The organism is Planococcus sp. MSAK28401 (genome assembly GCF_018283455.1).
Lineage (GTDB): Bacteria > Bacillota > Bacilli > Bacillales_A > Planococcaceae > Planococcus > Planococcus alpniumensis.
The window spans coordinates 390,741-405,171 of record NZ_JAAMTH010000001.1 but is presented as its reverse complement, the minus strand read 5'-3'; the positions used below and the strand labels follow the sequence as shown (position 1 = coordinate 405,171).

12 protein-coding genes and 1 pseudogene are annotated in these 14,431 nt (G+C 49.0%); 2 read left to right on the top strand and 11 right to left on the bottom strand.

Annotation, left to right across the window (positions count from 1 at the left end; translation table 11 throughout):
• Positions 1-86 precede the first annotated feature (86 nt).
• Positions 87-743: a hypothetical protein gene (locus G3255_RS02190; RefSeq protein ID WP_211655730.1), complete on the bottom strand. Its 657-nt coding sequence runs from the start codon at positions 741-743 to the stop codon at positions 87-89.
• Between the two features lie 152 nt (positions 744-895).
• Positions 896-1,417: a P-loop NTPase family protein gene (locus tag G3255_RS02185; RefSeq protein ID WP_211653093.1), complete on the bottom strand. Its 522-nt coding sequence runs from the start codon at positions 1,415-1,417 to the stop codon at positions 896-898.
• 214 nt (positions 1,418-1,631) lie between these two features.
• Between G3255_RS02185 and G3255_RS02180 the strand changes: the two genes are divergently transcribed.
• On the top strand, positions 1,632-1,832 hold the full coding sequence (locus G3255_RS02180) for a cold-shock protein (protein WP_058381906.1): 201 nt from the start codon (positions 1,632-1,634) through the stop codon (positions 1,830-1,832).
• 901 nt (positions 1,833-2,733) lie between these two features.
• Here G3255_RS02180 and G3255_RS02175 read toward each other — a convergent pair.
• From G3255_RS02175 to G3255_RS02150, 6 genes are all read right to left on the bottom strand, one after another.
• Positions 2,734-4,383 carry a serine hydrolase gene (locus tag G3255_RS02175; protein WP_211653092.1) on the bottom strand — a complete coding sequence of 550 codons (1,650 nt, stop codon included), beginning with the start codon at positions 4,381-4,383 and terminating at the stop codon, positions 2,734-2,736.
• A 120-nt stretch (positions 4,384-4,503) separates the two neighbouring features.
• A complete protein-coding gene (locus G3255_RS02170) occupies positions 4,504-4,956 on the bottom strand; it encodes a GNAT family N-acetyltransferase (protein WP_211653091.1) in 453 nt (150 codons plus the stop codon).
• Positions 4,956-5,408 (bottom strand): hypothetical protein, encoded by a 453-nt coding sequence (locus G3255_RS02165; protein ID WP_211653090.1) that lies wholly within the window; start codon positions 5,406-5,408, stop codon positions 4,956-4,958. Before G3255_RS02165 ends, G3255_RS02170 begins: the two co-directional genes overlap by 1 nt.
• 408 nt (positions 5,409-5,816) lie before the next feature.
• Positions 5,817-8,438 carry an MMPL family transporter gene (locus G3255_RS02160; protein ID WP_211653089.1) on the bottom strand — a complete coding sequence of 874 codons (2,622 nt, stop codon included), beginning with the start codon at positions 8,436-8,438 and terminating at the stop codon, positions 5,817-5,819.
• Between the two features lie 3 nt (positions 8,439-8,441).
• Complete coding sequence (locus G3255_RS02155; RefSeq protein WP_211653088.1) at positions 8,442-8,885, bottom strand: MarR family winged helix-turn-helix transcriptional regulator; 444 nt, start codon at positions 8,883-8,885, stop codon at positions 8,442-8,444.
• Positions 8,886-8,988: 103 nt separating this feature from the next.
• Positions 8,989-10,068, bottom strand: a complete 1,080-nt coding sequence (locus G3255_RS02150; RefSeq protein WP_211653087.1) for an AI-2E family transporter — start codon at positions 10,066-10,068, stop codon at positions 8,989-8,991.
• A 148-nt stretch (positions 10,069-10,216) separates the two neighbouring features.
• Between G3255_RS02150 and G3255_RS02145 the strand changes: the two genes are divergently transcribed.
• The gene (locus G3255_RS02145) at positions 10,217-11,047 is read left to right on the top strand and encodes an undecaprenyl-diphosphate phosphatase (RefSeq protein ID WP_211653086.1); all 831 of its coding nucleotides are present in this window, start codon (positions 10,217-10,219) and stop codon (positions 11,045-11,047) included.
• A 45-nt stretch (positions 11,048-11,092) separates the two neighbouring features.
• Here the strand turns inward: G3255_RS02145 and G3255_RS02140 are convergent, their stop codons facing one another.
• From G3255_RS02140 to G3255_RS02130, 3 genes and pseudogenes are all read right to left on the bottom strand, one after another.
• Positions 11,093-12,226 (bottom strand): CAP domain-containing protein, encoded by a 1,134-nt coding sequence (locus G3255_RS02140; RefSeq protein ID WP_249222044.1) that lies wholly within the window; start codon positions 12,224-12,226, stop codon positions 11,093-11,095.
• A gap of 143 nt (positions 12,227-12,369) precedes the next feature.
• The gene (locus G3255_RS02135; protein ID WP_211653084.1) at positions 12,370-13,215 is read right to left on the bottom strand and encodes a DUF368 domain-containing protein; all 846 of its coding nucleotides are present in this window, start codon (positions 13,213-13,215) and stop codon (positions 12,370-12,372) included.
• 70 nt (positions 13,216-13,285) lie between these two features.
• A pseudogene (locus G3255_RS02130) lies at positions 13,286-14,289 on the bottom strand (NAD(P)H-dependent flavin oxidoreductase).
• Positions 14,290-14,431 lie beyond the last annotated feature (142 nt).

The following is a 14,431-nucleotide window of genomic DNA, read 5'->3' as shown; positions in this document are numbered from 1 at the left end:
ATAAATTTATGTGAATTTCTGATAATTTTACAGGAAAGCGCAGTAGTGTTCCACAATTCGAGACGCTTTTTTAAAAAAATTACCGATCAACTAAGAGGTTTGGCAAATTGTAGCGCATGAAAGCCTTTGACCATCTGGAAGCCGATTCCAACATATCCTTCATTTAGTAATTCTTGATGTTTTTTCAGGTCGTCAATCGGTGCCGTGATTTGATTGCCGTAATCTGCATTAGGCTGATCGAGATCCTTTACCAGAATATAACGTTCCAGGCCGTCGTACTTCTTTTTCAACGCAGCGATGTGCATCTGCTGCGTGAATTTATCTTTCAAGCTCGGGATATTCATTGGGGCCACTGTACAAGCAACGTATCGGAATTTCTTTTCCAGCTTCTTCAGTTCCTTCATTACCACTTCTGCCAATTTCTGCTGAAGGCGGTTTCCCCGATAATCAGGAGCGACCGCCGAAATTTCCTGGTAGATCATGTCGCCAAGTTCTTCTTCTGAAAGCCCGATATCCCGTCCGAGATGTTCCGCATCAATTTCCGGAACGAGCAATGCCCGAAAAGCCACGAGTTCTCCTTCTACATATGCCCCAACGATCAAGCCATTGTGATTCAAAATAAATAAAAATTCCTCGGTTGATAAAGGCTGCAACGTATTTTTCTCTGGCAGCGAGTCGATAACCGTTTGCTGAACCCGTTCGATTTCAGCCAAATCCTCCAGGTACAGGCGCTTCATATACATTGGCACCTGTTTGTGCAAACGCACATTGGTCAGTGTACCTTCATATAGACGGTCATTCAAAGCCCATTCCCCCTCATTTCTTTCGTACTATCAGAATACCATGTTCGCTATCCATCGTCTTCAAGTTTTTTCAATTGACTGTAAAATTGAAACTATTTACCGGCTTGCAATAAAAAAGCGTCGATTTCCGCCTGAGTACGGAGAATATACGCCTGTTTTTCAGGATACTCCCTAATAAATTCTTCTATTAAATGATGCTGCGATTTTTGCCGGCTGCGATAAGTTGTCACGATGAACTTCAAGAATTCGTAATCCAGCTTTTCAGGACATCCTGGCGCCATATCCGGCCTCGCCTGTTTGCGGTATTGGACGCGCCTTTTCAATACACGCCATAAACAGCGCCACAGCGGCAGCTGCAATTGGATAAGTGCATCGCAAGCCGACAAGCGGATATCGACCGTGCTGTTATAGTTCCCTTCGATGATCCAGCGTGACTCATTCGCCAGTTCCTGTTGCTTGTGCCGAAATTCTTTTTCTTCTGCTTCGACCCATCCCGGCTTCCAATAATACGCGTCCAAATGATGCACCGGCAACTCCATTACTTCCCCCAAACGTCTCGCAAACGTTGATTTGCCGGCTCCCGCTGATACACCGATCACCATAATCCGCTGCATCGATTCCCCTCCTATCCCTCTTCATTTAACTATAACGAATGGCGGGAAAAAGAACCAACCGAACTTAACCCTTGCATTCCACAGAGTGCCGTGCTATTCTAAGGAAGAATTATTTTTGTTCGATGGCTTTTCATTAAGTATCAGATTTTATCTGAAGGATTTGAGCAAGGATAGTAATACAATGTATGCATTAGCATACGAGGAGGAAACACACATGGAACAAGGTAAAGTAAAATGGTTTAACTCAGAAAAAGGATTCGGCTTCATCGAGCGCGAAGGCGGAGACGACGTATTCGTACACTTCTCAGCTATCCAAAGCGAAGGATTCAAAACTCTTGACGAAGGTCAAGAAGTTACTTTTGACATCGAGCAAGGCCAACGCGGTCTTCAAGCTACTAACGTATCAAAAGCTTAATTAACCCTTAAACTTTCAATGGACTCTTCTTCGGAAGAGTCCATTTTTTATTGTCTAAAAATATATGCATGCAATGGAGCGAGTTCTCTAGGTGAAGATAGCCAATGTTTGTGTGCGGAAATGTTCCAGCATATTGATATAAGCGTCGCTTTAGTATTCGCCGCCCTGCTTTGGGTTGGCCTTTGGCAACAAGCCAGTAAGAGCACCTGTCTTATTGCGTCGGCTCACCCCCTTACGCTCGGCGGCTGAGAAATTCCATTAATCCGGGTGCGTTTAGTCAGTTCTGCTTCTTTAACTAGTTGCCGGCTAGCGGGGAAATCGCTTCCTGCGATGAAGCATCTAGTCCTATAGCATTTGAGTCAAGAAGCTTGTGGTGAAACTAGTACTCACTATCGCCTTCTCTTGTTCCAAATGATATGAGCTACAAAGCATGAAGCATTTCCACATTTTCAGTCGAGCGGATAAAAGAAATTCTCTTCCTTCTAAAACTAGAGACGGAGTGGAAGGGGTGAATGGATGGCGAGGGGAAGCCGAGTCCATTCATTTGCGACGCATCTGCGTAGCAGATGTGGGAGCAACGCGTATCAAGCGATGCTCGAACACAGAGAAATTCGGCACGTTGGCTCAACACCCGCTCCCGGGCAGTTGAAAACGCGACGTCCTGTCGCATCAACTGCATGACTCGCATCCTGCGAGCACCAAGCAGCCCCCTGCAACGCAGTCGAATAGTACAAACTTTCTCCACTCACTTCCCTCCCGTATTTCACAAAGAAAAAAGCTGCCCAATGGCAGCTTTTTTTAATTCATGATGAAATACAATTGGAAGACCAGGAAAATGATCGCGACCAACAGGAGCGTTCCGACCACTACGCTCATGGCCAGTTTTTTTCCGTCCATCGACTCACCCTCTCAGTTTTTTCTCGCGTTCAATGGCTTTCACTATATCATACGCGCCTTCCCCTGCATTTGACAATACAGTAACGATGGATTTTTGCTGTGGATAATAGCCCGAGCGGAAATTCACGCCTGGGTCGTACCCCATTACATGATACTTCACCATCTCCGCTTCTTGCTTATCGATCCACACACCGTAGCCGTAAGCCTGTTCGCCTTCTTGTGTCTGGACCGTCAGCAGGCGGTTTTTCATCTCTTCAGACAATAAAGTCCCGTCCATCAACCGGTTCCAGAATTTCGCCATGTCCCCTGCCGTGACGAAGGCGCCTCCGTCCGCTCCACCGCGAACTGGAATCGCGTATTGGTTCGTGCGCCAAGAGCCGTCTTCCTCAATATATCCATACGCCGTATTTTTCGGCAACCGGTCCAGGCGGAAATAACCCGAGTCCGACATATCTGCTTTCTCCAAAACTTCCCGCTCGACATAATCGGCAAACTCTTCGCCAGTCACTTGCTCGATAATCAGCCCAAGCGCAATATAGCCGGCGTTGTTAGAGCGAAAACGCGCTCCCGGTTCTTCGACAGGCGGCAAGTCGCGGAATAATGGTACAAAATCAGCCGGCGTCTCCATCCGGTACATCGGAATCTCTTGCCATAATTGTTCAAAATCATCCATAACTTCTTCATCGAAGTAATCAGGAAGACCCGATGTATGGCACAACAATTGATGAACCGTGGCGTTGAAATTCGGGAAGGTCTTCGGCAATAGCTCTGACAGCTTGGCGGATAGCTCAAGCTTGCCTTGTTCCACCAATTGCAACACGGCCACGGCTGTAAAGATTTTGCTGCCGGACGCGATGCCGAAGCGGCTGTCGACGGCAATCGGCCGTTCGTCCGCACGGTTCGCGAATCCTTTGGCAAGCGACCAATTTTCATTGCCCGCCATATGGGCAGTCCCTGAAAAGGCAGCGGATTCCATCAAGTCGGAAACCGGATTATCCGCTTGCTTTTGAACCATATGCCCTTCCACGTCAATTTCGATCATCCGCCCGTCTGCAAGTTCGATTGCAAGCGGATGGGTTTCGCTTTTCAGCTTGGAGAAGAACCACGTTCGTTTCGGCGGTACCAGCACCAGAAAATGGGGGTCTTTGCCGAGGAAATTCAGCGTTGTCGCATCGATCCCTTTATTGCCGCGAACGGGAATCTCCATCTGTTCCAATGACTCGCCCACTTCCTTTACATGTGGCGAAACGATGCCGACTTCACTGATATCGAGCAGTGAATCGATTGTGAAGTCATCCATGATGTCGACGTGGCGGCGTCCGATAAACTCAACGATATTGCCGGCAGGGTCCTGGAAGTAAAATGCATCGGAATTAAAATTCGAATAATAGATTTCATCCATGCCTTCCTGGCGGTTCAGTTCGACGCGTGCACGCGCCCAGAATTTAGCCAAACTGAATTGGTTGCCTGGAATATTGATCGCATAATGGTAAAAAGACGCTCGGTCCGACTGGCGAAATTCCAAAACGGACGTGCCGATCGAAAGCGCAAAGCTTGCTTCGTCTTCCTCGACAATCCGGAAGCCCAACTGGTACTCATAGAAGCCTTTCATTTCATCCAAACGGTTTGTGTACAGTATCACTTTCTTGAACATGTCCTCACCTCTTCTCTCAGCATACCGAAAATGGTCAGAATTTTCCTCTTTTTCGCCGCATGCGCAGCTGTCTTGTTGATAATAAAAGAAAAAAGCGAATGCATCTGCTGCATTCGCTTGTTATAACCGATAATCGAGCCGCACCATATCCCGGCATTGGAGGCCATTTTCAAAAATCGGTTCTTCGTAATGGCGGGTGAAAAAATCCCGGTCGATCGATTTCATGCGGAACCCGCATTTTTGGTAGAGCGCCAATTGCGCCAAACTCGAATTTCCGGTGCCGATCTCAACAGTTGAAAAGCCGAGCTTTTTCGCTTCTTCGAGCGCTGAAAACACCAAACGCTTGCCAAGCCCTTTGCCGCGCTCAGACTCAGCGAGTGCAATGTTTTTAATTTCAGCGGTATTCGAATCCAGCGCAACCAAGACGAACACGCCCATGACGGTTTCCTGTTGTTCGGCGATAAAGCAATGGCCGCCAGAACAATAGTCGCGAACCAATTGCTCAGAAGGATCCGCTTCCAGCAACAGGCCGAGCGGCAATTCCTCGTGCATTCCCAATCTTCGGATGTTCATTATTTCCGCTCGCTGAATCCTTGGTCGAGCAGATAATCTTCAGCATCATCAAATGTGCCAAAGCTTTCTTCGAGGTTTTTGCCTGTGTAGATATTCCAGAAAGGCTCTTCGTAGACAAGGTCGAGTTTTTCGCCTTCTCTATTGGTCCACCGCTTATCATAAGGCGGTTCAGGTTCTTGGCCCAAATAATCAATCGAGTCGGCAATGATGCTGCGCAACTGGCTCGCTGAAAAATCGCGAATATTGACCAAGCCGCGGCTGTCCGCTTCGTAATGCGGCAAATCGCCGACGAAGACAAAGCCGTTGCCGTTCGGGTGCAGATGGTAGACCACGTTTTTCTTATCGTAGAGGCTTTCTTCAAATTGGAAGTTGACTCGTTTCATTGACACTTCTTTTCGTGTCAGTTCCGGAAACGCTTCGATCACTTCTAGTTTTTGTTCAAATGTCAGCACTGGACATCCCCATTTCTTCTTTGGATTTCTGACTTTATTATAACACGCATAGGGTACGCTTCGCCGTTTGCGAAATAATAGAAAAAGGACTGCCCATAAGTCCCTAAAATAAAACAGACGGAGAAAAAGAAATTCTTTTTCTCCGTCTGTTTTTCATTTATCGGTGATGCCCCTGAAAGTAGCCGGCTGGTAGGAATGGAGACGGCGACTCCAGCGGGAGCAGTGACTGAGCTAAGCGAAGGAGCGACGCGAGCCGAAGACCCTGGACTGAGCGAAGCGAGGGAAGCGGCTAAGGCCGTGCCCGCGGAAAGCGTCCGTCGAAACGGACATCGGCACTTTCTTTAAGAGACGAAAAGGGACTGCCCCTAAAAGTCTCTTTTCGTGACCTTTTGGGACAGCCCTTAAAACTTATTTTTTCTTTTTCAATCCGAATGGCCACCAAGCGCCGCCCGCAAATGAAACGGTAATCGCCGGCACGAGCAGCGGCAAAACGATCAAGCCGTAAAGCAGCAAGCCTGTGATGACGATGGCTGCGATCTGCATCAGGCTTAAGACTCCAGATGGCAGCATCGCGCCGAAGGTTCCAGCGAGCAAAATGGCAGCCGTGATGATGACTGTCCCCATTTTCGCCATCGACCGGTGCATCGCTTTCGAGAAGTCTTCAGCCGTCAAGGCTTCTTCCCGGTAGCGGTCGAGCAGGAAGATCGAATAATCAATGCCGAGCGAGACGAGCATGACGAAGCCAAAGAACGGAACGGCCCACGTGATGCCATCATAGCCAAGCCATCCGACGAAGATCAACTCGGTGATCGCAATCGAACTATAATAAGTCAATAAAAGAGAGCCAATCATGAACAGCGGCATGATGAAGGAACGCAGAAGCACTGCCAAAACCACGAACAAACTGATGAGCATAATGCTGACCGTTCGCGTAAAGTCGCTCTCTGAGATATCCTTCAAGTCGCTATTGATGCTTGGAACCCCGCCATATGCGATGTCCACTTCTTCAAGAGGCGTGCCGTTAATGCTTCTCTCGGCCGCTTCTTTCAAATTCGTGACGATGTCGATCGCTTCCGGCGAATATGGATCTTCTTCGAGCACCACTTCCATCAGCATGCCTTCCCCTTCGCCAAATGCATACTGATCAAGCAGCGGTTCGAATTCTTCTTGTTCCAAGATGCCTTCAGGAAGATAGATCCCTGTGCCGCGCACCGCTTCGCTGTCGCTGATGCCTGTCAGCGTGTCGGCGATTTCAGTCAAGCCTTCACTGATTTCCACAAGGCCGTCGGATGAAGCGCCGACGCCTTGCGCAAGCTCCCCGATGCCGCCAGCCAATTCATCATACTGGCCAGCGCCGCCGTTCAAGCCTTGTTCGATCTCTGAAAGCCCGGCATTCACTTGCGCGAGCGCACCGACTGTCTGTTCAATATTGCCGGTCTGCTGGAGGCCGCCTGAAATCTGTTCGAGCTGCCCGTTCACTTGCGACAAACCTGCAGCTGCTTCGCGAAGACCAGCGCCTCCAGCCTGTCCGCTGATCGTTTCCAGATTGGTTTCGATTTCCCCGAGGCCGGACTGGACTTCGCCAATCCCGGCATTCGCTTCTTCAAGTCCTTCTGCGATAAGGCCCAACTGATGATCGACGAAAAATTCATCGATGACCGAACCGGTAGGGCGCGTAATGGCACGAACCATGTCGACACCTTCGACTTTTTCCATGTCCTGCGCCAAGGCATCCAGATACGGAATTGTTTCTTCTGCCGTTAGGTTTTCTTCGCCTTTGATGACAACTTGCACCGGCATCGTATTGCCTGCGCCGAATGCCGATTCAATGGCATCGAGGCCTTTCACCGATTCATAATCCGAACTGATTTCGTCTACTGTATTAAATGAAAGGTCATTATTATAGGAGAACAACAAAGGAACCGTAATGGCCGCCACCAGCAGCATCGACCAAAGCGGCCGGTTGACGGACAATTTGCCGATCCAGATCCACAATTTGCTGTCCTTATGGGAAGCCGAGCCCTTGCTTGGCCAGAACAGCTTGTCTTTTAGCACCGCCATGAAAAACGGCATGACGGTAAACAGCACGACAAGGAGTACGGCGATGCCGACTGCGACGGCAACGGCCGATTTGAAAATCGGGAATTCCGCAAAACCGATAGCTGCAAATGCGATAAAGCCCGAGAATCCGCTGATGAACAAAGTCTTCCCTGCCGTCCGGTACGTATTCAGAATCGCTTCTTGCACATCTTTTCCTTCTGTCAGCTCTTCTTTATAACGGCTGAGCAACAAGATACAATAATCAGTCCCGAGACCGAACAGAATCGCCACCAGGAAAATCTGCGTGTAATTCGATACCGGGAAGCCGAACCAATCGATGAAAAACGCCACGAGCGATTGGCTGAGCAAATAGCTGAGCCCTACCGCCACAAGCGGGATGATTGGCGTGATAAACGAACGGAATACCGCCAGCAGCAAGCCGAAAATCAAAACTACCGTGATGATTTCGGTTTTCTTCAGCCCTTCCTGCGCACTGGTATTGACGTCTTGGTTGATGATCGCCTCACCTGTCAAGTAGACCGTTAAATCTTCTGGCACAATCGTTTCACGGATTTCATCGGCGAGTGCCGCCGCTTCTTCGTCTGTTCCTTCAATCGATACCGGAAGCAAGACCGTCTGTCGATCTTCTGCCACCAATTGAGCTTCGAGTTCTTCATTTTCAAATGGATCCAATACTGTCGTCACCGGATCGCCGAGCGCTTCGATTTCCGCTCTCATATCCGCAATCTGCTGCTCGCTTGTTTCATCGAGCGCTGAATCCAGTTCGATCACCAATGAAATCGTCTGCCCTGACACATCAGCCGATTCCAAAATGGTAGCCGCACGCTGCGAGTCCGCTTGTTCGGACAATTGGAACGAACCTGCTTCTTCCGCTTGTTCCGTTAAGTTTGGCGCCACTAAAAACAATGCCGCCGTCAATACGATGAGCCCGATCATGATCGGCCATTTTAATTTCAGTATCGTTTGCATCCCTTACACTCCATCCGTTTTCATGATTGCGCTGAGCTTTCTGAAAATCACCAAGAATTGATCGATTTCCTGGTCGTCGACTTGTTCCGACATCAGTTTTTCCAAATACTCCGCCAATATTTTATCCGATTCTTCGAGGACCGATTTTCCGGCATCGGTCAATTCAAGCAGCTTTTCCCGCCGATCTGCCGTCTGGACGACTTGAATCAATTCTTTTTGCAATAGCTTTTTCGTGCGGTTTGAGACGGCGCTTTTATGTACACCCTGCAGCACTGCAAGTCTCGCCGATGTGATTCGACCTTCTTTGCCGATTAGCTTCAGCGACTGCATCTGCTCGGGGGAAAACTGTTCCCACAACGGATTGTCCACCGAACGGATAACCCGTTCCGTTCCGTAAAATAATACTTCTTGAAACAATTCGACCGCTTCTTTAATGCGCATATCCATAAATGGTTTACCCCCTCAACTATCAATAGTTTAGGGGGTAAACCATTTATCGTCAAGTAATTGCCCATATTAAAAACCCGCAACCAGCGTTGCGGGTTTTCCCTTATACTTCTCTTGTTGCGGTCGAGCGGATTTCCTGGCGCCTTGCGTAAATGTTTTTGATGATCGTTTTCACGACCGCATAAAACGGGATCGCCAAGATTATCCCCCAAATGCCCGCGATGTTACCGGCTGCAAGAATCAATGTGATGACTGTCAGCGGGTGGACATCGAGCGCATTCCCCATAACGTTCGGGGTAATGAAATTACTCTCAATCTGTTGTGCGATCAACATGATGATGGCGACATAAACTGCCATGATCGGCTCTTGTACGAGCGCGATGATGATGGCCGGCACAACAGCGATATATGGCCCGAGAAACGGGATGACGTTCGTTGCCATGCCGATGATTGCCAATAACAACGAGTATTCAAGGCCGATGATCAAATAGCCGATGTATAGCATAATCCCAACCAAAAAGCTGACGAACAACTGGCCTTGGATATAGGCCTGCAACGTGTGGTCGATGTCCTTGAGCGTCTTGATGACCCATAGCTTGCGCTGTCCGCTGAAGAAGCCGGAAATGAACGGGATGAATTTCCGATGATCGATCAATAGATAGATCAGGAAAAACGGCACGAGGATCAGTGTAAACAGCCCCGAAATAAAGCTCGTCAGGAACGACACGATCCAGCCGCCGATATCGCCGATGCGGTCGCCGATCTGGCCGCTCATATCATTGATTTGCTCTTCGAGTGAATCGGGCAAACGGTCGCGCTGGGCGAGCAGATACTGCGCATAGTCTTCGACATCCTCAATAATTTCAGGTGCATTGTCAACAAGAGAGTTGACCTGTTCCGTCACCATCGGTCCGACCATTGCATACAATAGATAAAAGACCAAAACGATCAAAAGTACAATGATCAGGATGCCGGACCATTTAGGAAATTTGCGTTTCTCCAAAAAATACAGCAGCGGACGCGTCAAATAAAACAACACGCCCCCGAGAAGCAGCGGTACGAAAATCGTTCCCGCAATGATGAACAGCGGGTCGAAAATCCCCTGGACTTCGATGAATAAACGAATGATGACCAGTGTCAGGATGATTCCGACGCCCGCTTGAAACCATAATTTATTTGTCACCTATTACACTTCCTTTCTTTCATGTGTATACCCAGTTTATCATGATTATATGGTATTATATGTTTTTATGTAACGTGAACTTTTTCAAACACTGAACGTCTTATGACTGTAGTTGCAAGAATGAATAGAATTTGGGGGATACATACAAATGGAACAATTATGGCTTACAATTAAATTTTTGCTACTTGGGCTATTCCAAGGGCTCACGGAACCGATCCCGATCTCTTCAAGCGGCCACTTGCTGATTGCGCAGTATTTTCTCGATGTTGAAATCGAAGGAAGCAATTCGACATTTGCGTTGCTCGTCAATAGCGCATCTTTAATCGCTGTCTTGATCATTTACCGTGACGACATCAAACGGCTGGTGATCAATGGCTTGAAATTCTTCAAAGAAAAAACGCCGGAAACGCGGCGCGATTTCATGTTTGTCGTTTACTTGGTCGTTGCGACCATCCCGGCGGGCATCATCGGCGTGTTATTCCAAGACACGATTGATTCCTACTTGTCGACGATCGTCACGGTCGGCGTCACTTTGGTTATCACCGGTCTCGCCCTTTGGCTGATCCGCAATATGCGCGGCCAACGGAAAGACGGCAATATGACGATGAAAGACGCCTGGATCATCGGCGGCGCCCAAGCCGTCGCTTTGATCCCCGGCATCAGCCGCAGCGGCGCCACGATTGTGGCCGCTATGGCTCGCGGCATTAACCAAGAGACAGCATTGCGCTTTTCGTTTCTGCTGTTCATTCCGGTCAGTTTTGGCGGAGCTGTGCTGAGCATCACCGACATCGTCAATGACGATAATCTAGCGACAATGGCCGTGCCATATATCATGGCGTTTGTCGGCTCGCTCGTCGCTTCGTACTTCTCGCTGAAATGGTTCATGAACATTATGGCGAAAGGCCAGCTCAAGTATTTTGCGATCTACTGCTTTATCGTCGGCCCGCTCGTCGTGCTCGCTTGGTTCTTGTTGAACTAATAAAAAAACCCCTCTATTGCGCAAGTGCAATAGAGGGATTTTTGGTTAGCGATTAAAGAAGTTTGCCGTGAAATACGGCTGCTTGTCTGAGTTGAACGCGACGCCGACGCCAAGATAGCCGAAGTCGGGTTTGACGATATTTTCCCGGTGGCCCATCGAGTTCATGAGCCCTTCATGGGCGAATACAGCGCTATACTGCCCGTACGCCAAGTTCTCACCGGCGATAAAGAACGTAATGCCATCTTCTTTCATGCGGTCAAAAGGCGATTGTCCAGCCGGGTTGGTGTGGCTGAAATAACGTTCTTCAGCCATCTCCTGGCTGTGGTCGCGCGCCGTTTCCATCGTTTTGTCGTCCCATTTCAAGAGTGGCAGCTCGCGCTGGATTCTTGCTGAGTTAGTCAGTTCGAACAATAAAAATTCATAGCCTGACTTCAATTCCGGGGATGGCTCCGCGTAAATTTCACTGCGCTGCTCTTCCAAATCCTTATCGATGACCTGGACCGCTGTAACTGTATCCCCTTCGTGAACGTCATAAAAAACCGTTGTATAGGAATCCGCTGTTTCAAACAAATCATACTCATCGCGAGAATCCAGAATATATTGCACACGCCCTTTTTGCAGGCTCGTCAGCGGTGTCCCGAACAACTCGCGTACTTGTGCTTTGGTCGAATCCATCGAGAAGCCTTCCGTCGAAGAGATGAGATCCTGATTGGTGAACATGCCGTTGACCTCTCCGTTCTCATCGTAGGACAGCAATACGTAATTTTGGTAATCCTGATGATAGCTATGCCAATCGGTTCCGTATTCATTTTCCATTAAACGCAACGGCAAGCCGACTTTTTGCTGGGCTTGTTCCTTGCTCATGCCAAGCGTAATATTATGGACCGCCACCATGGAATCCGTATCGGAGAGCTCTGGTTTTGCGACCGCCTCGGGCAATGCAGCTGAGCTTTCCGTCACCATTGCCTGCAGTTGATGGCTCATGCGCGTCGTGAAATATTTGGCTTCATCAAGCGCTTTGGAAACATCCGTGTCAGCTGTTACATTTCCGATCACCTCATCTACCGAATCCAAAAAGCTCAGGTCGACGTATTCTTCGACAGACGCCTCCCATACTGGGCGGGTGAAAAACAATAAGACTATGAGCAACAAGATGCCAAACAATTTCCGCACACGCATCACCCCTTTCTCTTCATTTTAGTTTAATCGCAAAAGCGGAATCCGGAAAGCAAAAAGCCTTTTTTACTTTTTTCCTTAAATAAATACCAAAAGCGGACAGGAAAAGGAGTGCTTTTCACTGTCCGCTTTGCTATTTTCATTTATTAAGCTTCCACATTGTGTTCGCTCGTAATATCGGTTTTCTTCGGCGAACTGAACCAAAGCGTGAACACTAAGCCGGCCATGAATGTAATCAAACTGGTCACTAAGGTCATCGGATCGGCCGCAAAACCGGGGAAGACAACGAACAGCGAGCCAAGGATCAAGCCGATGATGGCCGCATAGGTCACGTACGTAAAATGCTCCAGCAAATAGCTGATCGCTTTACTCGAAACGACAAACCCGACCATGACGCCGGCACCGATTGCCAGGACGATCGGCAAGTTCAATGTCGACAAGGCGTTGATGGCCGTCGAATAAACACCGATCAACAATAGGATGAACGAGCCGCTGATGCCAGGCAATAGCATCGCCATGCTGGCAATCCAGCCAGAGAAAAATAGCAGGAAGAACGTTGGCAAGCTCAATTCCGTAATCGGTGCGACATTTTCATCGGTCTGGATAAATGCCATGGAAGCCAGCGCTGCCCCGATGACCAGCAAGATGACCAAATGGCGCGCCGTGAAATTCTTTTTCACTTCCGCTTGCTTCATGATATAAGGCAAGACTCCAAGGATTAGCCCCATGAAGAAAAATTGCGTCGCTTCGTAATGGTTTTCCAGCAAAAATTCGATAAATCGGCTGAACAATAATAAGGTAATGACAATCCCTATGCCGAGAGGGACAAGAAATCCCAGTTGTTTTTTCCATTCGCGACTGAAAAAGCCACTGATCGATTCAAGCAGGCGATCATAAATTCCCAGGATAAAGGCAATCGTTCCGCCGCTGACTCCCGGAATCAAATCACTGATGCCCATCAAAATACCGCGGTATATATTTTTCCATTCCATTCGTTCAATCTCCTCATTTCAAAATCACTTTCAACAGTATAGCACGCAGAAACAGGAAATTCGAGCCGTATTACCGCAAGAGTGCACGTGCTTGATCCATCATGGAAGAGACGATTTCCGCCGCGCCTTCTTCCTGCGTCATTGCCCTTGTTGCCTGCCCTGCCCATAACGACATGAACTCCGGATTGCCGGCTTTCGCCGCCGCTCCGCGTATTTCTTTTGTTACTGTATTTGGGACGGAAATGGCAGCGGTTTGGTTCCCGATGATTCGAATTGTTCGATGAAATAATTTTTAATGCCGCGCGCCGGCCGCCCCGAAAAACTTTTGGTCACGATGGTGCTTTCTTCATCGCTGTCAAAAATCGCTTGCTTGTAGGCCTTATGCGCACCGGACTCCTTCGCTGCGACAAAACGCGTCCCGACCTGGACAGCTTGTGCGCCGAGTGTGAGCGATGCCACTAGCCCTCGCCCATCTGTGATTCCACCAGCCGCGATGACCGGCACATCCACAGCGTCTGCAATTTGTGGAAGCAGCGCCATCAAACCGACCTGCGCCCCCATTGGATGGCGGTCAAATGAAAAGCTGCCGCGGTGCCCTCCCGCTTCGCTGCCTTGTGCCACGACGGCATCGGCTCCGGCCGCCTGCGCATCTAACGCTTCTCCGACAGTCGTCGCCATGGTAATGATGGCAACACCTTGTGCTTTGGCAGAAGCCATGTGCTCAGGCGACAACGAACCGAATGCTGTACTGATGATTGGCACATTCAGTTCCAGGCAAATGCGAAACAGCTCTTCCCCGTGATCTGGAGAGCGGTATTCAGCGCTTTGCCCTTCAATCGCAAGTTCCTCGTAGATCGGCTGCAGCGCTTGTTTTACTTCAGCAACGCGTGAGAAATCATCTTTTGGCACAGGTGCGAACAAATTGACGGCAAATGGCTTGTTCGTCCGGTTGCGTATCTCCACAATATCCTCCCGCAGCTTTTCAGGTGTCAAATAGGCAGCGCCGAGTGTTCCCAAGGCTCCGGCTTCCGAAACTTCGGCCACCAGTTCGGCGGTAGTCGGGCCGCCTGCCATTCCTGCCTGAATAATCGGATAGTCGATACCGAGCAAGCGGCAAATATCTGTGTTCAATGAAATCATGGTTTCCCCTCCCGTTTATATGCTTACTTATCAGTATCCCAGTCTTTGCGATTTCTTCAACCGGGAACCTTTTCCG

Bases quoted from the DNA above. Each gene is read 5' to 3' on its own strand.
- G3255_RS02175 (WP_211653092.1), bottom strand. From the start codon at position 4,383: ATGTTCAAGAAAGTGATACTGTACACAAACCGTTTGGATGAAATGAAA.
- G3255_RS02185 (WP_211653093.1), bottom strand. From the start codon at position 1,417: ATGCAGCGGATTATGGTGATCGGTGTATCAGCGGGAGCCGGCAAATCA.
- G3255_RS02170 (WP_211653091.1), bottom strand. From the start codon at position 4,956: ATGAACATCCGAAGATTGGGAATGCACGAGGAATTGCCGCTCGGCCTG.
- G3255_RS02180 (WP_058381906.1), top strand. From the start codon at position 1,632: ATGGAACAAGGTAAAGTAAAATGGTTTAACTCAGAAAAAGGATTCGGC.
- G3255_RS02155 (WP_211653088.1), bottom strand. From the start codon at position 8,885: ATGGATATGCGCATTAAAGAAGCGGTCGAATTGTTTCAAGAAGTATTA.
- G3255_RS02135 (WP_211653084.1), bottom strand. From the start codon at position 13,215: ATGGAATGGAAAAATATATACCGCGGTATTTTGATGGGCATCAGTGAT.
- G3255_RS02140 (WP_249222044.1), bottom strand. From the start codon at position 12,226: ATGCGTGTGCGGAAATTGTTTGGCATCTTGTTGCTCATAGTCTTATTG.
- G3255_RS02145 (WP_211653086.1), top strand. From the start codon at position 10,217: ATGGAACAATTATGGCTTACAATTAAATTTTTGCTACTTGGGCTATTC.
- G3255_RS02190 (WP_211655730.1), bottom strand. From the start codon at position 743: ATGTATATGAAGCGCCTGTACCTGGAGGATTTGGCTGAAATCGAACGG.
- G3255_RS02160 (WP_211653089.1), bottom strand. From the start codon at position 8,438: ATGCAAACGATACTGAAATTAAAATGGCCGATCATGATCGGGCTCATC.